The organism is Streptomyces sp. NPDC001617 (assembly GCF_053596855.1).
Map to the genome: position 1 here is coordinate 71,847 of NZ_JBSFHA010000041.1, position 18,550 is coordinate 90,396.

The 18,550-nt window shown below is 68.7% G+C and carries 18 protein-coding genes and 1 pseudogene; 10 read left to right on the forward strand and 9 right to left on the reverse strand.

What is annotated here, in order from left to right; genetic code table 11:
• Positions 1-78: 78 nt before the first annotated feature.
• The 3 genes from ACWC09_RS28320 to ACWC09_RS28330 are packed head-to-tail and all read right to left on the reverse strand — an operon-like array spanning position 79 to position 3,313.
• Entirely contained in the window at positions 79-1,149 is a 1,071-nt protein-coding gene (locus ACWC09_RS28320; protein ID WP_450853628.1) for a prenyltransferase/squalene oxidase repeat-containing protein, read from the reverse strand.
• Complete coding sequence (locus ACWC09_RS28325; RefSeq protein ID WP_450853630.1) at positions 1,146-1,880, reverse strand: class I SAM-dependent methyltransferase; 735 nt, start codon at positions 1,878-1,880, stop codon at positions 1,146-1,148. The genes ACWC09_RS28320 and ACWC09_RS28325 overlap by 4 nt, the downstream gene beginning before the upstream one ends.
• Positions 1,874-3,313: a glycosyltransferase family 4 protein gene (locus ACWC09_RS28330; RefSeq protein WP_450853632.1), complete on the reverse strand. Its 1,440-nt coding sequence runs from the start codon at positions 3,311-3,313 to the stop codon at positions 1,874-1,876. The genes ACWC09_RS28325 and ACWC09_RS28330 overlap by 7 nt, the downstream gene beginning before the upstream one ends.
• A 221-nt stretch (positions 3,314-3,534) precedes the next feature.
• Here ACWC09_RS28330 and ACWC09_RS28335 point away from each other — a divergent pair, with 221 nt between their 5' ends.
• A complete protein-coding gene (locus ACWC09_RS28335; protein WP_450853634.1) occupies positions 3,535-4,158 on the forward strand; it encodes a TetR family transcriptional regulator in 624 nt (207 codons plus the stop codon).
• 278 nt (positions 4,159-4,436) lie between these two features.
• Here the strand turns inward: ACWC09_RS28335 and ACWC09_RS28340 are convergent, their stop codons facing one another.
• The 3 genes from ACWC09_RS28340 to ACWC09_RS28350 form a co-directional block, all read right to left on the reverse strand.
• Positions 4,437-4,670 carry a ferredoxin gene (locus ACWC09_RS28340; RefSeq protein WP_450853636.1) on the reverse strand — a complete coding sequence of 78 codons (234 nt, stop codon included), beginning with the start codon at positions 4,668-4,670 and terminating at the stop codon, positions 4,437-4,439.
• Positions 4,671-4,676: 6 nt separating this feature from the next.
• Entirely contained in the window at positions 4,677-6,134 is a 1,458-nt protein-coding gene (locus ACWC09_RS28345) for an aldehyde dehydrogenase (RefSeq protein ID WP_450853638.1), read from the reverse strand.
• Between the two features lie 165 nt (positions 6,135-6,299).
• A complete protein-coding gene (locus ACWC09_RS28350; RefSeq protein WP_450853640.1) occupies positions 6,300-6,959 on the reverse strand; it encodes an MSMEG_1061 family FMN-dependent PPOX-type flavoprotein in 660 nt (219 codons plus the stop codon).
• Positions 6,960-7,139: 180 nt separating this feature from the next.
• On the opposite strand from ACWC09_RS28350, the gene ACWC09_RS28355 reads away from it, so the two are divergent.
• Both ACWC09_RS28355 and ACWC09_RS28360 read left to right on the forward strand, forming a co-directional pair.
• Complete coding sequence (locus tag ACWC09_RS28355; RefSeq protein WP_450853642.1) at positions 7,140-8,168, forward strand: MBL fold metallo-hydrolase; 1,029 nt, start codon at positions 7,140-7,142, stop codon at positions 8,166-8,168.
• 65 nt (positions 8,169-8,233) lie between these two features.
• Positions 8,234-8,725, forward strand: a complete 492-nt coding sequence (locus tag ACWC09_RS28360) for a nuclear transport factor 2 family protein (RefSeq protein WP_450853644.1) — start codon at positions 8,234-8,236, stop codon at positions 8,723-8,725.
• On the opposite strand, the gene ACWC09_RS28365 is transcribed toward ACWC09_RS28360, so the two are convergent.
• Positions 8,683-10,809 carry an ATP-binding protein gene (locus ACWC09_RS28365; protein WP_450853646.1) on the reverse strand — a complete coding sequence of 709 codons (2,127 nt, stop codon included), beginning with the start codon at positions 10,807-10,809 and terminating at the stop codon, positions 8,683-8,685. The two genes, ACWC09_RS28360 and ACWC09_RS28365, sit on opposite strands and share 43 nt — an antisense overlap.
• A gap of 696 nt (positions 10,810-11,505) precedes the next feature.
• On the opposite strand from ACWC09_RS28365, the gene ACWC09_RS28370 reads away from it, so the two are divergent.
• From ACWC09_RS28370 to ACWC09_RS28380, 3 genes are all read left to right on the forward strand, one after another.
• Positions 11,506-11,925 (forward strand): aggregation-promoting factor C-terminal-like domain-containing protein, encoded by a 420-nt coding sequence (locus tag ACWC09_RS28370; protein ID WP_450853648.1) that lies wholly within the window; start codon positions 11,506-11,508, stop codon positions 11,923-11,925.
• A 165-nt stretch (positions 11,926-12,090) separates the two neighbouring features.
• Complete coding sequence (locus tag ACWC09_RS28375) at positions 12,091-12,546, forward strand: iron chaperone (protein ID WP_450853650.1); 456 nt, start codon at positions 12,091-12,093, stop codon at positions 12,544-12,546.
• A gap of 145 nt (positions 12,547-12,691) precedes the next feature.
• On the forward strand, positions 12,692-13,366 hold the full coding sequence (locus ACWC09_RS28380) for a YoaK family protein (RefSeq protein ID WP_450853652.1): 675 nt from the start codon (positions 12,692-12,694) through the stop codon (positions 13,364-13,366).
• A 273-nt stretch (positions 13,367-13,639) separates the two neighbouring features.
• Here ACWC09_RS28380 and ACWC09_RS28385 read toward each other — a convergent pair.
• Positions 13,640-14,016, reverse strand: a pseudogene (locus ACWC09_RS28385) (hypothetical protein).
• Between the two features lie 283 nt (positions 14,017-14,299).
• Between ACWC09_RS28385 and ACWC09_RS28390 the strand changes: the two are divergent.
• From ACWC09_RS28390 to ACWC09_RS28405, 4 genes are read left to right on the forward strand one after another with little or no spacing between them, the layout of a single operon-like run.
• Complete coding sequence (locus ACWC09_RS28390) at positions 14,300-15,052, forward strand: SDR family NAD(P)-dependent oxidoreductase (protein ID WP_450853654.1); 753 nt, start codon at positions 14,300-14,302, stop codon at positions 15,050-15,052.
• Between the two features lie 28 nt (positions 15,053-15,080).
• On the forward strand, positions 15,081-16,325 hold the full coding sequence (locus tag ACWC09_RS28395; RefSeq protein ID WP_450853656.1) for an ATP-binding protein: 1,245 nt from the start codon (positions 15,081-15,083) through the stop codon (positions 16,323-16,325).
• The gene (locus tag ACWC09_RS28400) at positions 16,326-16,820 is read left to right on the forward strand and encodes a hypothetical protein (RefSeq protein WP_450853658.1); all 495 of its coding nucleotides are present in this window, start codon (positions 16,326-16,328) and stop codon (positions 16,818-16,820) included.
• Positions 16,807-17,619, forward strand: coding sequence for a hypothetical protein (locus ACWC09_RS28405; protein ID WP_450853660.1), 813 nt, complete (start codon positions 16,807-16,809; stop codon positions 17,617-17,619). The genes ACWC09_RS28400 and ACWC09_RS28405 overlap by 14 nt, the downstream gene beginning before the upstream one ends.
• Here ACWC09_RS28405 and ACWC09_RS28410 read toward each other — a convergent pair.
• A complete protein-coding gene (locus tag ACWC09_RS28410; protein ID WP_450853661.1) occupies positions 17,595-18,245 on the reverse strand; it encodes a 2OG-Fe(II) oxygenase in 651 nt (216 codons plus the stop codon). The genes ACWC09_RS28405 and ACWC09_RS28410 overlap by 25 nt on opposite strands.
• Positions 18,246-18,550 lie beyond the last annotated feature (305 nt).

Genomic DNA, 18,550 nt, shown 5'->3' on the forward strand with positions numbered 1-18,550 from the left:
GCGGGCCGGTGAGGGCTGGTCGCGCCCACGCGGCCCAGCCGCACCGTGACACAGCCCCGCGCCCCTTTCGGGGCGCGGTCAGTCGCAGCAGTCCGGATCCAGCCCGCCCGGCAGATGCTCGCCACCGAACACCGCGCACGTCGCCTCGTGGCCACCGAGAGCGGCTACCGCCAGCAGCAGCGAGCCCGCGGTCCAAGTGGTCAGCTCCAGGGGCCAGATGGCCTCGTCCTCGAAGACGTAGCCCGTCCAGTACAGGCCGGTCTCGGAGTCCCGCAGGTGCTGGATCGACTGGAGGATCGTCAGCGCCCGGTCGGACTCGCCCATCACCCAGAGGGTGAGGGCGAGTTCGGCCGACTCGCCGCCGGTGACCCACGGGTTGGGGACGACGCAGCGCACACCGAGATGCGGGACGACGAAGCGCTCCCAGCCCTCCTCGATACGGGACTTGGCCTCCGTACCCGTCAACGCGCCGCCCAGCACCGGGTAGTACCAGTCCATCGAGTAGCGGTCCTTGTCGAGGAACCGCTCGGGGTGCCGGCGGATCGCGTGCCGCAGCGCGCCCACCGCCAACTCCCAGTCCGGCTGCGGCTCTTCACGCTGCTCGGCGATGGCGAGCGCACAGCGCAGGGCATGGTGGACGGACGAGGAGCCGGTCAGCAGCGCGTCGGTGGTGAAAGTGCCGTCGTCCTCGCCCTTCCAGCCGATCTGCCCACCGGGCTGCTGGAGTCGGAGGACGTACTCGATCGCCGCGTGGACGGCCGGCCACATGCGGTCCAGGAACGTGTCGTCGCCGGTGGAGAGGTAGTGGTGCCACACGCCGACGGCCATGTAGGCGACGAAGTTCGTCTCCCGGCCCCGGTCGGTGACGTCCGCGAAGTCGCCGTCGGCGTAGGCCGCGTACCAGGAGCCGTCCTCGTTCTGGTGCCGGGCCAGCCACTCGTAGGCCCGCTCGGCGGCCTCGTGCTCACCGGCCGCGTCCAGGGCCATCGCGGCCTCGGTGTGGTCCCAGGGGTCCAGGTGATGGCCCCGGAACCACGGGATCGCCCCGTCCTCCCGCTGTACGGCGAGGATGCCGGCGACGGTCGCGGCGGCCTGCCCGGCGGTGAGGACCCCGGGCAGGACGAGGTGTTCTGTCCGGGGCGTCGTCACCGCGCGTCCACCGCCGGCAGGTGCGGCTTGGTCGCGTACGCCACGAAGCTCTTGCCGATCAGCGGGTTCAGCGCCTGCTCGGCGACCCGGGTGGCCAGCGGTTTCTTCATGATGTCCCAGACGAGCAGCTTGTGGTACGCCTTCACCGGCAGCGCCTTGTCGTTGTCGACACCGAACGCGCACTTCAGCCACCAGTAGGGGCTGTGCAGCGCGTGGGCGTGGTGCGTGCCGTACGGCTTCAGTCCGGCTTCCTCGATCTTGGCGATCAGCTCGTCCGCCTTGTAGATGCGGATGTGGCCGCCCTCGACCTCGTGGTACGCGTCGGACAGCGCCCAGCAGACCTTCTCGGGACCGTAGCGCGGGACGGTGATGGCGATACGGCCGCCGGGCTTCAACACCCGGACCATCTCGGCGAGTACGCCCTTGTCGTCCGGGATGTGCTCCATCACCTCGGAGATGATGACGACGTCGAAGGACTCGTCGGGAAAGGGCAGCGCGAGGGCGTCCCCCTCCATGGCGGTGGCGCTCGCCCCCTCCGGCGCCTCCCCGGCCTCCTTCATCGCCGCGAACCACTTCGCGACCTCGCGGATCTCCTCGCCGTTCTGGTCGAGCGCCACGACCTGGGCACCGCGCCGGTAGCACTCGAACGCGTGCCGGCCGGCACCGCATCCGAGGTCCAGAACGCGGTCGCCCGGGGCGAGCGGGAACCGGGAGAAGTCGACGGTCAGCACGTGGCCCTGCTTTCGGTGTTGATATCGGCGTCGGACGGTTGGGGGGCACCGGTCAGGTCGGCATCCGCAAAGGCCGCGGAGCGGCCCGGAGTCGGGGCCGCGGGGCGGCTGGTGGCCGTGCCCGCGGAGCGGGCGATCGCCTCGCGGTACCGGGTCACCGTGCCCTCGGCGGCCCGCGCCCACGTGAAGTGCCGTAGCACCCGCTCACGCCCGGCGGCGCCGAGCCGCGCCCTCAACTCCGGGTCACCCAGCAGCCGGCTCAAGCCGGAGGCCAGCGCTCCCGAGTCCCCAGGCGGCACCGCCAGGCACGTCTCGCCGTCCTGTCCGGCCACCTCGGGAATCGCCCCGCCGGTCGTCGCGACCAGCGGCGTCGCCGTGGCCATGGCCTCCGCGGCGGGCAGCGAGAAGCCCTCGTAGAGCGACGGCACGCAGGCGACCTCCGCCGAGCGGACCAGGTCGACCAGTTCGGCGTCCGAGATGCCCTTGACGAACTCGACGGCGCCTTCGAGGCCGTAGCGCTCCACGACCTGGGCGACCGGGCCCCGCGTGGGCCGCTTGCCGACGACGACGAGATGGGCGTCGGGGTGCTCGGTGCGCACCTTCGCGAGCGCCTCGACCAGGAACACCAGGCCCTTGAGCGGGACGTCGGCGCTGGACGTCGTGACGATCCGCCCGCGGACCACGGGGATCGACGGATCCGGCGAGAAGAGGTCGGTGTCGGCGCCGATGTGGACCACGTGGATACGGTCGTCCCGGACCCCCAGCTGGTCGACGATCTCGGTGCGGGACGTGCCGGAGACGGTGAGGACCGAGGGCAGCCGGCGCGCGACCCGCTTCTGCATGCGGGTGAAGGCGTACCAGCGGCGCTTGGACATGCGCTGCTGCCAGTTCTCGGCGGCGTCCAGCTCCAACTGCCGGTCCACGGTGATGGGGTGGTGGATGGTGGCGACCAGCGGGGCACCCACATCCCCCAACAGCCCGTATCCCAAGGTCTGGTTGTCGTGCACGACGTCGAACTCGCCGCGCCGGGCGCGGAGATGACGACGGGCGCGGAGGGAGAAGGTGAGCGGCTCCGGGAAGCCACCGGTCCACATCGTCGCCACTTCCAGTGCGTCGATCCAGTCCCGGTACTCGTCGCGGTGCGGGGTGCGGAAGGGGTCGGGCGAGCGGTAGAGGTCGAGGCTCGGCAGCTCGGTGAGGCTCAGGCGGCCGTCGTAGCCCTCGTCCTCGTCGAGGACGGGATACGGCTGGCTGCCGATGACTTCGACGCGATGGCCGAGGCGGGCCAGCTCGCGGGAGAGGTGGCGGACGTAGACGCCCTGGCCGCCGCAGAACGGGTTCCCTTTATAGGTGAGGAGTGCGATGTGGAGCGGTCGCTCGCCGTCGGCGGCGAGGTCCTCCTGGGGACCCGCCTGACTGGCCTCAGCGGTCACTCTGGGCCCCCTTCTGCATGCACTGTCCCGCGAGATTACGCCGGGACGCTAATCTAGAACAAGTTTCAGACTTGATCGTCCAGGAGGCTCTGAATCTACCGGCAGGTAGGGACACTGTGAGCAGTGGATCAGGTGATTCGCGCCACGGCGGACGCCCTGCCATGCTCGGTCGATCACCAGGGCCCGCCCCGGCCCTCACCGACTGTCACGGAACGGGACCCATGCCTGCGGAAGCCAAGCTCGACGCCACCGCTCGGACGTCCTCCCCGCCCCTCACGGAGCGGCAGGAGGCGCGCCGTCGCCGCATCCTGCACGCGAGCGCCCAGCTGGCCAGCCGGGGCGGTTTCGACGCGGTGCAGATGCGGGAGGTCGCCGAGTCCTCGCAGGTGGCGCTGGGCACGCTCTACCGCTACTTCCCGTCCAAGGTGCATCTGCTGGTCGCCACGATGCAGGACCAGTTGGAGCACATGCACGGCACGCTGCGGAAGAAGCCGCCGCAGGGCGAGACGGCCGCCGAGCGGGTCGCCGAGACCCTGATGCGGGCCTTCCGCGCACTGCAGCGCGAGCCGCATCTGGCCGACGCGATGGTCCGTGCCCTCACCTTCGCCGACCGCAGCGTCTCGCCGGAGGTCGACCAGGTCTCGCGTCAGACGACGGTGATCATCCTGGACGCGATGGGCCTGGCCGACCCCACCCCCGACCAGCTCTCCGCGGTCCGCGTCATCGAGCACACCTGGCACTCGGCCCTGATCACCTGGCTCTCGGGCCGTGCCTCCATCGCCCAGGTGAAGATCGACATCGAGACGGTGTGCCGCCTGATCGACCTGACGGACCAGCCGCGCTGAGTCCAGCCGCCCAGGACGCGGAGAACCTACGAGACGGGTTCCCTTCGCCGGCATGGTCCGGATCAGGTTCTGGGGGTCGCCGTCCGGCCCGACTGCTGCCTTCCGGCCTCTCAGCCCGACCGTCGACGTCGGCACCGGCGGATGCCCAAGCGTCACGCCCATGTCGGCTACTCCGGTCGAACTCCCTCACTCGCCTCGTAGGCCAATACCAGAATAGAACACCAGAAGGAAGACATAACCCCCCGAAGTGAAGATTCTTTCGGATCCTTCCGGCGTCCCTACTCCTCCGGCGGAAACACCGGCTCCCCGCTCCCCAGCAGGGTGATCACGATCGCCTCCACCGGGCAGTTCTCGGCCGCCTCCAGGATGCGTTCGTTGGCGTCGGTCTCGGGCTCGACGGGATGGGACTGCATGGCGGAGTCGAGGCGGAAGGCCCCGGTGGCGCGGTGGACGCACTGGGCCGAGCCGATGCAGACGGACCGGTCGACCTCGATGTGCCAGCGGTCGCCCATGGCCGCTCAGCCCTCCCAGCCGGCCGGCAGATGGATCATCTTGTGCTCCAGATACTCGCCGTACCCCTCTGGCCCGAACTCCCGCCCGAGACCCGAGTTCTTGTAGCCGCCGAACGGTCCCAGCATGTCGAGACTGAAGGTGTTGACGGAGTACGTCCCCGTGCGCACCTGCCTCGCGACCTCGATCCCATGCGCCACGTCCGCCGTCCACACGCTGCCGCTGAGCCCGTAGTCCGAGTCGTTCGCGATCTTCAGCGCCTCGGACTCGTCGCCATAGGGAAGCAGGCAGATGACCGGCCCGAAGATCTCCTCCCGCGCGATCCGCATGGAGTTGTCGACATCGCCGAAGAGGGTGGGCTCGACGTACCATCCCCGGTCCAGCCCCGGCGGGCGTCCACCCCCCGTGAGGATCTTCGCGCCCTCCTCCTGACCGATGCGGATGTAGTCGAGGTTGCGCTGCTGCTGGCGCTTGGCCACCAAGGGGCCGACCTGGGTCGCCGCGTCCAGCGGGTCGCCGACCACCAGCGCGCTCGCCGCCGCTGCGAAGGCCTCGGCGAACTCGTCGTAGCGCGAGCGAGGCAGCAGGATGCGGGTCTGGGCCACACAGGCCTGGCCGTTGTTCATCCAGGCCGCAGGGACGATCCCGGCGACGGAGGTCGCGACGTCGGCGTCCGGCAGCACGACGGCCGCCGACTTGCCACCCAGCTCCAGCGTCACACGCGTCAGATTCCTCGACGCCACCTCCATGACCCGCTTCCCGGCGGCGACGGACCCCGTGAAGGCGACCTTGTCGATACCGGGATGCCCGACCAGATACTCACTCACCTCCCGGTCGGCCGGCAGGATCGACAGCACACCCTCCGGCAGCCCGGCCTCGCGCGTGATGTCAGCCAGGATGTAGGCGTCCAGCGGGGACTCGGGGGACGGCTTCAGCACCACCGTGCAGCCGGTGAGCAGCGCGGGCGCGAGCTTGGCGGCGGCGACGAACTGCGGGACGTTCCAAGGGACTACGGCCGCCACGACCCCGACCGGCTCCCGCCGCACCAGGATCTTCCCGAGGACTCCGTCGCGCGTCTCCTCGTACGTGAAGTTCCGCGCGACCGTGATCGCCGCGTCCCACACCATCATCGCGCCGAGCGCCTGCGCGAGGACGCTCCAGGAGTACGGTGACCCGTTCTCGGACGAGATCACGCGGGCGATCTCCTCGTGCCGTACGGCGATCGCGTCCTTGATCCGGGTGACCACCTCGATCCGCTCGTCCAACGACATCCGCGGCCAGGGCCCCTCGTCGAACGCCCGCCGCGCGACCCCCACCGCCCGGTCGACGTCCTCCCGCGAGGCATGCGGCACCCGCCCGATGACCTCCTCGGTGTGCGGCGAGATCACCTCGATGACGTCCCTGCCCAGGGGATCGGTCAGTTCCCCGCCGATGAACAGCTGTCCGTGTTCCACGAGCTCGGCCATCACCACTGCCCTCGTTTCTGACGGTGTTTCAGAAACTGATACCAGTTCTAGTCAAACTAGGCCAGAGCTAGCGCCAGTTAGGCGCCTACCAGCGGGTTCTTCCCGCGGCTGCCGCAGGCCCATGGTTGTGCGGTCACTTCTACGGCAGTGCTTCACCTGGTCCCGTCACTCGTACCGGTACTTCAGCGAGTCCGCCTCCGCCTGCTCGATGTCGGAGATCGTCAGCTCCGGCATCCGCAGCTGGGCCAGCGTCACCTCGGCCGAGGTCGGCTGGGCGTCCGCCGGCAGCCACTGCTCCGGCTTCCAGGCCCCGCCGCGCAGGAGCGACTTGGGGCAGTGCGGGTAGACCTCCTCGATCCCCAGCACCAGCGCACTGGCCGGCGGCTTGCCCACGGCGGTCAGCTGCGACAGCAGTTCCGGGCGGGTGGAGACGCAGGCCCGGCCGTTCACCCTGAGCGTCGTGGTGCGCCCCGGGATGACGAACAGCAGCCCGGCCCGTCCGGTGGCGACGACATTCTGCAGGGTGTCCAGACGCTTGTTGCCGGTCGCGTCCGGTATCGCCACCGTCCGTGCGTCCAGGACGGCGACGAACCCGGCGGGGCCGCCGCGTGGGGAAACGTCACAGTTTCCCTGGGCGTCCGCGCTGGCGACCAGGACCAGCGATGAGCACCCGATCAACCGCCGGGTCTGCTCGGTGAGTTCGGTCATCTGCTTGCGCACGGCCGCGTCTCCGGGGAGTTCGTAGACCCGGCGCAGCGCCTCCTGGTCGGGCACGGCGTCGAGGCGGAGCAAGTCGAAGGCACTGCCGGCGAGGGATGGCGTCATACCCCGACACTAATGGGCCGCCCCGCGATCGATCTTGGCCGTTGAGTCCGGACGCCATGAGCGACGTGAGGCGACCGTCGACGGGACGCGGGGGCCGGGACCACCGCGGCTTCCGCGGCCCCGCCCCAACGTGAAACCGGTTCTAGTTATAGTGGGCGGTGGCCGTGGAGCGGAGGGCAGATGGTGAAGGCGTTCGATCATGGTGGGGGCGTACGGTCCGTGCGGGTGCCCATTCCCGACAACCCCCTCGGCCACACCCTGGTGTATGTCGTCGACACCGATCGTGGGCCGGTGCTGGTCGACACGGGATGGGACGATCCCGGCTCCTGGTCCGAGCTGGTCGAGGGGCTGGCCGGCTGCGGGATCTCCGTCGCCGAGGTGCACGGCGTCGTCATCACCCACCATCACCCCGACCACCATGGCCTGTCGGGCAAGGTGCGTGAGGCGTCCGGGGCGTGGATCGCGATGCATGCCGCCGACACGGCGATCGTGCGGCGGACCCGGGAGACCCGGCCCGGGCGCTGGTTCGCGTACATGACCGACAAGCTCACCGCCGCCGGGGCCCCGGAAGGGCATGTGGCACCCCTGCGCGACGCCGCTCCCCGCACCACCCTGCCGGGCTTCTCCCCCGCCCTGCCCGACCGTGAGATCGTCCCCGGCGAGCTCCTCGACCTCCCGGGGCGGCGGCTGCGCGCGATCTGGACGCCCGGTCACACCCCGGGGCATGTGTGTCTGCATCTGGAGGAGGAGCATCCGAGCCAACTCCCGGGCCACGGACGACTGTTCAGCGGTGATCACCTTCTCCCCGAGATCACTCCGCACATCGGGCTGTACGAGGACCCCGACGACGCCACCATCACCGACCCCCTCGGCGACTACCTCGACTCCCTCGAACGCGTCGGCCGCCTCGCCCCCGCCGAGGTGCTCCCCGCCCACCAGTACGTGTTCACCAACGCCGCCGAGCGGGTACGGGAGTTGCTCGCCCACCACGAGGAACGCCTCACGGGGCTCCAGGCGTTGCTGGTCGAGCCGCTCACCCCGTGGCAGCTCGCCGAGCGCATGGAGTGGAACCGGCCCTGGGACCAAATCCCTTACGGATCACGGAACATCGCCGTGTCGGAGGCGGAGGCGCATCTGCGGCGGCTGGTGAAGCTGGGGCGGGCGGAGGCGGTGGCGGGGAGCGATCCGGTGACGTACGTGGCGGTGTGAGTGATGCAATCCGCCCAACCGGTTAATTCGCTCGTCCTCTTGATCCACCCCTGGTACCAAGTCCTATGAACCCCATACAGCTGGACCCCGTGCAGCAGCTTCTCGCCGAACGTGCCTGTGAGCGTCTGATCCTGGACTTCGTCCGTCGGCTGGACCTCGGGGAGCCGGGCTCCGTCGCCGAGTTGTTCACCGAGGACGGGCGGTGGGAGTGGCCGGCGGGTGAGCGGCTGATCTCGGGGCGGGCCGCACTGCGGCGGTATTTCGGCTCCCGGCCCGCCGACCGGCTCTCGCGCCGCGTCATGTCGAACGTCCTGGTCGGCGTCGTCTCCGCGGAGGCCGCCACAGCCACCTCGTACTTCACGACCTACCGCGTCGACGGGTGGAACGGCGGCATCGTCCCGGCCGGTGCGCCGGTGCAGGTCGGACACTACGAGGACGCGTTCCGCCGTGCCGACGACGGGAGTTGGCTGCTCTCGCGCCGGGTGCTGCATCTGCCGTTCGGCGGGCCCACGCCTCAGGCGCCGGGGGCACCTGGGGCATCCGGGTTGAGCGCGTAGTCGAGGCCTTCGTCGTACGACATCGCCGCGCCGTCCGCGTAGGCCTGCTCGTAGGCCCGGTCGCCGAGGCGGTCGCGGAGGGTGCGTTCGCGGGCGCGGCGGGCGGCGATCTGCTGCGGGGAGTCCATCTGGGCGCGGCCGAGGAGTTCCCAGATCCGCTGGCCGACGCCCTGCACCCGGGCGGCGAACCGGCCGTCCCCGCCCGCCGCCTCGGCCTCGGCCAGGACGTCGAGGGTGAAGGCCAGGCCGAGCGTGTTGTGCAGCAGCCGATGCCCGGCCAGCGCGGCCCGGCAGTTGCGGCGGGCCGCTTCGGTGTCGCCCCGCACGGCGTCCAACTGGCCGATCATGGCGTCGGCGAAGGCTCTCGCCCAGCGTTCACCGCAGCGCTCACTGCTCGCCAGGGTCGCCCGGGCCGCCGCGCGGGCCTTGTCGTGGTCGCCCGCGTACAGATGGCTGTAGGCCACCCCGAGGCTGTTCATGACCAGGGCGGCTCCCCGCCAGTCCATCCCGACGGGCGGCGGCGGATCCGCCACCAGGACGTCGACCGCCTCGGGCAGCCGGCCGACGAGGGCCAGGTACCCGCCCGTGAGGTAGGCCGACGCCCGGATCATGCCGGGATCGCCGAACTCGCGCGCGGCCTCGGCGCACTGCATCCCCCAGCCCCGCATCACATCGAGGTCGCCCTGGTTCATCGCCACCGCTCCCCGCGCCCACAACGCCAGCACGAGCTCCGGCCCCGGCTCGTGCTCCACCGCCAGCACCCGGTCGAGGCACCACTGGGCGTCCCGTGGCATACCGCAGTTCCGCCACAGGAACCCGACGCTCCCCGCCATCTCCAGCGCCACCCGCCCGCCCGGCTCCTGCAGCGCGCACTCCACCGCCGCCCGCAGATTCGCCTGCTCGGCGAAGACCCGCTCGCACCACGCCACTTGACGGCTGCTGTTCCAGTCGGAGCACGCCTCCCGCGCGAACCGCCGGTAGTGCTCCCGGTGCCGCCGCCGTACGTCCTCCTCCTCGCCCAGCCCGCGCAGCCACTCCGCGCCGTACTCCCGCACGGTGTCCAGCAGTCGGAAGCGGTCCGGGTCGGCCGGGTGCCGTAGCACGATCGACTGTTCGTGCAGCCGCAGCAGCACGTCCGCGACCCGGTCGGCGGGCAGTGGGCCGCCGGCGCAGACCCAGGTGGCGGCGCTCCTGGTGAACGTACCGGCGAAGACCGACAGCCGGGCCCACAGCAGCCGTTCCAGCGGGGCGCACAGCTCGTGGCTCCAGCCGATGGTGGTGCGCAGGGTCCAGTGGCGGGGCAGGCCCTCGCCGCGCTGGTCCGTCGCGAGGAGGTCGAAGCGGGAGCGCAGGCGGTCGGTGAGGTGTTCGTGGAGCGTGCCGAGGGGGTACGACGCCAGACGTGCGGCGGCGAGTTCGATGGCGAGGGGGATGCCGTCGAGAGCCCGGCAGACGGCGGCGACCCGGCGGCGGGAGCCGTCGTCGAGCGTGAAGCCGGAGTCGACGGTGGCGGCGCGGCGGACGAACAGGGCCTCGGCGTCGGAGAGTTCGGCATCGGAGGGTACGCCCTCCTCGGCCACCGGCAGCGGGTTCACCGCCAGTAGCCGCTCCCCCACCAGCCCCAGCCGTTCCCGGCTGGTGGCGAGGATCCGCAGTCCCGGCGCCGCGGAGAGCAGGTCGGCCGCGAGGGCCGCGCAGTCCGCCAGCAGGTGTTCGCAGGAGTCGAGGACGAGCAGCAGCCGTTTTTCCTGTGCCCAGACGGACAGCGCCTCGGTCGCCGAGCCGGTCGACTGGTCGGCGAGCCGTACCGCCTCCATGACGGCGAGCGGAAGCTGGCCCTGGGCGCGCAGCCAGGACAGTTCCACCACCCAGACGCCGTCGGGATAGGCCTGGCGCGCCTCCTCGGCCGCCCGGAGCGCGAGCCGTGTCTTGCCGACCCCGCCGACCCCGAGGAGGGTCAGCAGCCGACCGCTGCCGTCGGTCAACTCCCCGGCCAACCAGGCGAGTTCATCGTCACGGCCAATGAGGTCACGGGGGTCGGGCGGCAGGTTTCCCGGTCCGCGGACGTCCGTCTTGCGAGGCACGGCGACCAGTCTGGCCGTGCCGGATCGGGCACCTATGCCAGACCGCCAAGCACGACAGAAAGATCCCGGGAATTGGGCAGTTCGCGGCACATTTCGACGAGATGCGCTCAACTCCATGTCTGCGCGGGACGGAGGGGAGATATTCGGGCACGTCGGGCGAGGGCAGCTACGAGGGAGCGGGAACAGCACGATGAACGCCATCCGCACGGCGCCGATCACCCTCGGTCCGCCCCTGGGGCTGGGGCGAGGCGCCCTGCCGTCGACGGAGTTCGCGGTCGCGTACGGCGGGCCGCACCCTCGTGCCGCACGCCGCGGCCCGGCCGTACTCAAGGCGCTACGCAGAGCCACTCGCCGGGCGACGTTCGAGAGCGCCGTCACATGCGAGCCTCGTTGAGCGGTGAACCGTCCCACATGACCCACGTCACTCACTATCCATCCTAGTAGTGCAAATCGGACGCCATGCCCACGTCACAATGGGGCCTGACCTGCACTTTGAGAGCCAGGTCACACAGGTATCGATCGCCATAGATGCGACCACAACTAGTAAAAGGGGTCATTGCGGACGCCTGGCGAGCCTGTTTGTCTGGACGACGTCGCACGGCGCCGACCTGCCCCTTGGGCCTCGGCGCCGACGCATGTCCCCGGTCTCCCGGAGACGTGCACGCGACAGACCTGTCTCCGAAGCAAAGGCTCCTCGTGACCATCTCCCGCATCGTCCGCCGCATCGCGTCCCCGAAGAAGGCCCTCGCCAGCGCCGCCGTGGCTGCCGCCACCGCCGGCATGGTGCTGACCGCGGTGCCCGCTCACGCCGCGACCGCCGACTCGGCCACCGAGGCCAGGGCGATAGCGAAGCAGATGATCCCGAACACGGCGCAGTACAACGCCTTCAGCAAGATCGTCGAGCATGAGAGCGGCTGGAACGTCACCGCCACCAACTCCTCCTCCGGCGCGTACGGCCTGGTCCAGGCCCTGCCGGGCTCGAAGATGGCCTCCGCCGGCTCGGACTGGAAGACCAACGCCAAGACCCAGATCAAGTGGGGCCTGGACTACATGAAGTCCCGCTACGGCAGCCCGACCGGCGCCTGGGCCTTCTGGCAGGCGAACGGCTGGTACTGATGCACGGCCGGAACATCAAAGGGCGCCTCCCACGCCACCGAGCACGGGAGGCGCCCTTCTGCCGTGCCCTCGCCATCGGTCAGTTTCGGAGAAGCCACGGTCAGTGGCGCTCCCTAGCATGAAATGGCAGCGAGAAGGCCTCGCGAGCGACGGAGGAGACCTGCCATGGCCACGAAGGCGACCGCCAAGAAGGACGAGAAGTACGACGGCTTCACCGCCGAGGAGCGCGACGCCATGAAGGAACGCGCCAAGGAGCTGAAGTCGGCCACGCGCCGCGGCAGGGCCAAGGTCGACACGGAGGCCGAGGTGCTGGCGAAGATCGCCGAGATGACGGAGGCCGAGCGTGTCCTCGCCGAGGGGATCCACGCCATCGTCAAGGCCACCGCGCCCGACCTCACGCCGAAGACCTGGTACGGCATGCCGGCGTACGCCAAGGACGGCAAGATCGTCTGCTTCTTCCAGCCCGCGAGCAAGTTCAAGGCCCGCTACTCCACCCTCGGCTTCAACGACCCGGCCACCCTCGACGACGGCACCATGTGGCCGACCGCCTTCGCCCTGACCGCCCTCACCCCTGACAACGAGGCCGCGATCACCGCCCTCATACAGAAGGCCGTGAGCTGACCTCGCCGAACCACCGCACCACCTCCGGCGCCGACACGGCGAACGACCCGAAGTGGCCCACGTCCCCCTGTCGCCGACGCCACGGAAGCGTGCTTCGCGTCGGCATCCGAGACTCCCCCGCATCCGTGGTGGACTTGAGTCCACCATGAGCGAGAGCGAATACGAGACACGCGGACTGCGGCTGGTGGCCGTGCTGTTGGGGCTGACGGTGGTCAGCGGGCTGATCGACGCCGTCAGTTATCTGGGCCTCGGGCACGTCTTCACGGCGAACATGACCGGCAATGTCGTGGTGCTGGGCTTCGCGGCGGCCGGAGCCCCCGGCTTCTCCGTCCCGCACACGGCGACCTCGCTGGCCTGCTTCCTGCTCGGCGCGGTCGCCGGCGGCCGGGCCTCTCGGTGGCGGTCGGAGGGCTCACGCCGCACAAGGGCCCGTCTGCTCCTGGCGGCCGAGGCACTCCTGGTGGGCGCCTCGGCGCTGACGGCCTTCCTCGCCCCGCACGCGACCGGCACCGTCTACGCCGTGATCGTCCTCACGGCCATCGCGATGGGCCTGCGCAACGCGACGGTCCGCACGCTCGAGATTCCCGGCCTCACCACGACGACGGTCCTGACGATGACCCTGACCGGGCTGGCCGCCGACTCCCGCGCCGGCGGCGGCTCGGGCAGCCGTTCACCGCGCCGTTCGGCGTCGGTCGTCGCGATGGCGGCCGGGGCCTGCCTGGGCGCGTGGCTGGTGCTCCACCACGGTCTCGCCCTACCGCTGCTGGTCGCGGCCGTGGCGGTGGGGGTGCTGGCGGTGGTGGCGTCGGGGCGGGAGTAGGTCAGCCGAGGCCGACCGGGACGCGGTGGTCCGGCGCTCCGTCCTTCGCCAGGATCGAGTGGTCGACAACAGGACAACGACGAACCCCCTTGCCCGGCGCCGCGGTTCCACCCGCGCGAACCGCGGAGCGACGCGGCCCATCAGGGACTCGAACATGTCCTGCCAATGGGCAGGATCCATGCTGTGGCCTGCGGTCACCGACTGATCTTCTGTCTTCACACACTGAGGATCACCCGTGGCCGTGCCGGTTCCCGGACCAGCCCATCAACACGATCATGATCTGCGGGCGAAGTGAGGGCCGACCCAACCGGTGGGAGCCGCTACCTCACGCGCGATGTCAACGACAAGCCGTCCGTCCGTCGCCACTCGCACGGTCTCCGCGGGGGCCCGCTGATCCAGGAGCCGCGCCTTGCGGACACTTCCTTCCAGCTCCAGCTCCTGCTCCAGCTCTGAGCCAAGTTCTCGTCCCACCAGCCGCTCGCGGGCGGGTCCCCCTCTGGAGCCGGATGCACCTGTCCCATGAAGTCACCATCGATGATCGCGTGAGCGACCGCCTCGGAGCGCAGCAGCGCCGAAACCTCCCACCCCACCGTGGTCTTGCGTGGAGTCAGGGGATGGCCGTACTCGTACTCGTACGCGGCACTCGGCAGTGGTTGCGGATCCCTGAGCCCGCGAATCCGGCATCCCCTGTCGAGGGCGTTGATGAACGCAGTGGGAGATGAGGAGGCAGTTGGAGGATTTTACTCCGATTCCAACCTTCGCACTGAGATCTCCGAAATGATTGATCAATTGGCCTACTTCCCCGGCCAGTTGAGTGCCAAGGCTCCCCCAATTCGCGCTAATCTGAGTCGAGTGCAGGACGGGGGCACCCTCGGTGAGCTCCGCCGTCAAGCTCGCTCAGCCCCTAAGTCCGGCCCTCCCAGCGGAGATGCGATGAACAGTCGACCGACGGTAGTGGTCACCGGCGCGGCAGCCCAGGGAATCGGCGAGGCGATCACTCGTCGCCTGCTCAAGGATGGCTACCGGGTGATCGGCACGTACACAGGAGACGATCGCGACCGCGCAAAGCGGCTCGGCGAAGACCTCGGTGTGGAGTGTGAGCTGCACGAAGTCGATCTGTGGAGCCGCGGAGCCCTGGACGAGTTCCTGGCCAATATCCACCCAAAGATCCACGCACTCGTCAATGCGGAGTCGTACTTCTCACTCGAAGACCCGGACGGCTTCGACCACGACGAGTGGGACAGAAGCGTAGCCGTCAACCTGACGGCACCCAATTACCTTGTGCGGGAGCTGAGTCCACACCTCGCAGACGGCGGAGCGATCGTGACGGTGACCAGCACCGAGGCCTTCGTCGGCTCGTACGGTGCCTCCGCCTACGCCGCATCGAAGGCTGCCATTCACAACCTGACGAAATCCTGGGCCAATACGATGCCCCGGGACATCAGGGCCAACGCCGTCGCTGCCGGCTGGATCGACGGCGCCCTACAGGAAGCAGTCAACAAGGAATCGTGCGCCATCACACCTCTGGGACGTCCGGGCCAGCCGACCGAGGTGGCCGCCGCGGTAACTTTCCTCCTTTCCGACCAGGCAAGTTTTGTAAACGGCACGGTACTCACTGTGGATGGTGGATATACAGGCGCCGACCCGGTGGCGGAATTCGAATACAAGCTGACGAAGCAACCGTAGGTGCCAAACAGGCGCAAGTGGGGGTGCGGTGGCGGAAGATGTCGGTACTCAGGGCATGTCGGAACAGGGCGCAGAACTGATCCATGCCCTGCTCGACCAGGTTCCTGTGAGTTTCTGGATGTCACGTGGACACGACGGCGGCTACGAGATCGTCCTCTGGAACGCGGCAGCGAGCCGCATCTACGGCTACACCAAAGAGGAAGCCATCGGTACCAGCTTCCTCGACCTGTTCGTGGACGAGCCCCAGAAGGACCAGGCCAAGGAGGACGCGGACCGGATCATCGCCGGCGTCCCCCTGACCGTTCCGGCAGTGAACTGCATCGCGATCGACCGAGACCGGGAAGGCAATCCCGTCGCGTTGCTCACCAATGCCTTTCGGGTGGACTTCCAGGGCGAGTTGTTCCAGGCGGAAATCGCAGTGGACCTCACTCCCAGTAGGTTCCTGCAGCACACCGACGCCTACTACCGCGCCAAACGCGAGGGACCCGACCACGCCCCCCTGCGCACCCTCGAGGCCTTCCTGGAGCACATAACCGAGCTCAACTCACGCCAGCTGGCATTGTGGGGCCGCACCTTCGCACACGAGATCCGCAGCGAACTGGTGCCCTTGCGCCAGGCGTTGTGGCAGCTGGCGGCGGACAATCCGGCGTTGTCCCAGACCGATGAGTTCCGGGACATCGAGCGGTCAGTGGGCAGTCTGCGTCTGCTGTCGGACAACTTCCTGTCATTCCAGGCCGGCTTCCAACCGGATCTCCGCACGGGCAATCCGCAGGACTTCGCCCGCCGAGGCGGCTTCGACCTGCTCAACACCGTACGCGAGGTCATCGACGAATTCGCCTACGCCGCCACCCAGCTCGACGCCGACTTCGCGCTCCAGCTGCCGGACGCCTCGGGTCGCCTCAGTCACACCCGGCTGCTTGGCACACGCGAGGCTTTCACGAACACCATGCGCAATGTCCTGAGCAACAGCGTCAAGCACTATGACAGTTCATCCATGGCGGGCGATTCGCGCATTACGGTCTCCCTGACGCGCAAGAAGAGCTTCACGGAGATCGCGGTGCGCAACCCGGGGCAGATCCCGCAGTCTCAGCTCGATCACGGCTTCGAGCCGTTCTACAAGGATGCGCAGAATCCCTCAGAGGGCATGCACCTCGGGTTGTCCATCGCGCACCAGTGGACGAAGGAGGTCGGCGGAAGGATCTCCATCTCCAACGAGGCCGACCAGGTTCTGGTCAGCATCATGTGGCCATGCGACTCGCATGGGGACGAGTAGATGTCCACACCCCTTACTCCGCTGGCCGGTAAGACGGTCGCCTTCATCGACGACAGATTCGACATCAACCGGTACTTCTTCGCAGCTATCAGGCGGGCGGGAGCGCAGCTGCGACACTGCAACTCATTGCGCCAGGCGTGTGCGCTGCTCGAGTCGCACGATCAGATCGACGCAGCGGTGCTCGACCTGCACATGAGCCTGCCTGATCCGGTCCCCGAAGCGCTGGAGACCTATGCCGCCATCTTCCGTGGAAACCATGCCGGTTACCGGCTGGGCGTACAGGATCTCAATGCCGGCCAGGTACTGGGCATGTATCTCAGCGCCCGGAACGGAACCCGCCGAATACCGTTCATATATCTGTCGGCGGTGGCCGACTCGTTCGTCGCCATGGAGGAAGCGCGCCCGTGGCACGGTCGGCCGGCGTTCGACAAGTACGAGACGAGTCCCCAGCAACTCGTAGAGGTACTTGAGGAGATGCTGCGTGCCGAAGCTTGACGTTGCAGCCGCCGCCCCGACGCCAGAGCCGCCCTACGACTTCACCTGGCTGGCGGGAAGCCAGGCCTGGTACACGTTCCTCTGGCTGGCGTCGTTGCTCGCCACAGCCGTGCTGTGGAATTCGACGCGCGGACGCCCGGTCCCCCGGCTCCTGCTCTCCGTCTACGCCGCCTTCGGCATCACGCTTACCGCCCCCGCCGTGTACACCCTGGTCGTCCAGTTCACCCAGTCGAAGGCCGGCGGGTCGGACCTGGCCATGGCGGTCTTCAGTATCGTGGCCACGCTGATTTCCGGCTACTCCCTCTACGTCGCCACCGTGGTGGACCGCAAGCGGGACGAGGTCGAGCAGAACATGCGGGATGTGAACAGGCTGATCAATGAGTTGAGCAATCAGAACATCGAGCAGCAAAGGGACTTGGAGAACACTCGCACTCAACTGGCGCTGCAGGACCTGCGCATCGCTCTGTTCCTCGCCGTCACCGACGAGATCGAGACCCTCGATGAGGACGGTTCCGCGCAGTCGCGCAACCGGGCCATGACCCTCCGGCTCATTCAACGACTGCTGGCCAGGCACGCCTTCTCCGAGATCGTCTTCGACCTGCGCGAGCTGACCTCGATCCTGCACCGGCGCCCCACTATGGTCTCGCCCGAAGTGAAAGAGCGGATCCAGTCCTACCTCGACCTCCTGATCCGATGCTCGGCGGCGCCGGACGCCGAACACGTCCCCTTCATTCGAGAACTGTCCGGACGGCTGATCCGCTCGGCCGAAGCCGGTCAACCAACGACAGGCGTGCCGTAGAGATAATCGTCCAGATCGCCCGGCCGCTCGCTCTCCGGACAATCCTCGGTGTAGTAGTTCATTGCCACGACGACACGCGTGGCACCCCCCGTCACGGCACGCACATAATGCGGATATGCCCGGCCGTCGAAGAACACGAGATGCCCTTTTTGCGGGTAGATCACCGAGCAGTCGCGATCCACTTCGGCCACACCCCGCGCCTGGATGTCATTCGCTATGACCAGTTCACCGCCGGCACCGGGCTGATGGCTGGTCGCGTAGAGCAGCCCCGCGATCGGATTCGTGTCGACATGACATTCGCTCCTGTCGCCACCAAGCTGCTGGACGTTGAGCACCACGGCGTAACGACGGTCCGCCGCCGCGAGCACCGGACGCCGTGCAAAGCGCTCTCCCAGCTCCCTGAACCGGCCGCGATAGAGGTCGACGACCCAGGGCAACGCGCCCCAGACCTCTGCCCCGCGCACCGTACTGGTGCACAGCTCCGCGGGTCCACTCCCTTCCCGAGACGTGGAGTGGGGAGGCGCAATGACTCTGTCGATCTGACGCGTTCGGACGATCTCCGCGATACGCGTGTCCCAGTCGACGGGAAGCAGCGAAGTCACGTCGAAGGTTGTCCACCCGAACATCTCCCCCACCTCTCGCGGCCACCGCTCCACCTTCTGCGGCCGCGGTTCCAGGTTAGCCTCGAACACTGGAGGAATTCCCGTTTTCAGTCCATCCGAAGACTGTGCTCGACGACCCGTTCGAACGTGCCGGAATTCTCTGCACCCGGCCCGCCACTACGACACTTGAACCACACGGCCTTGCCACTTCAATGCCGGGAATCCACGCCCCACCAGGGCTTGATCAAGTTCCCTGAGCGTCCGGGTTGGTGATGCCCAGGAGCGGGAGGGTTCGTTCGGGCTGATCGCGGATTGCGCGGGTGGTCTTG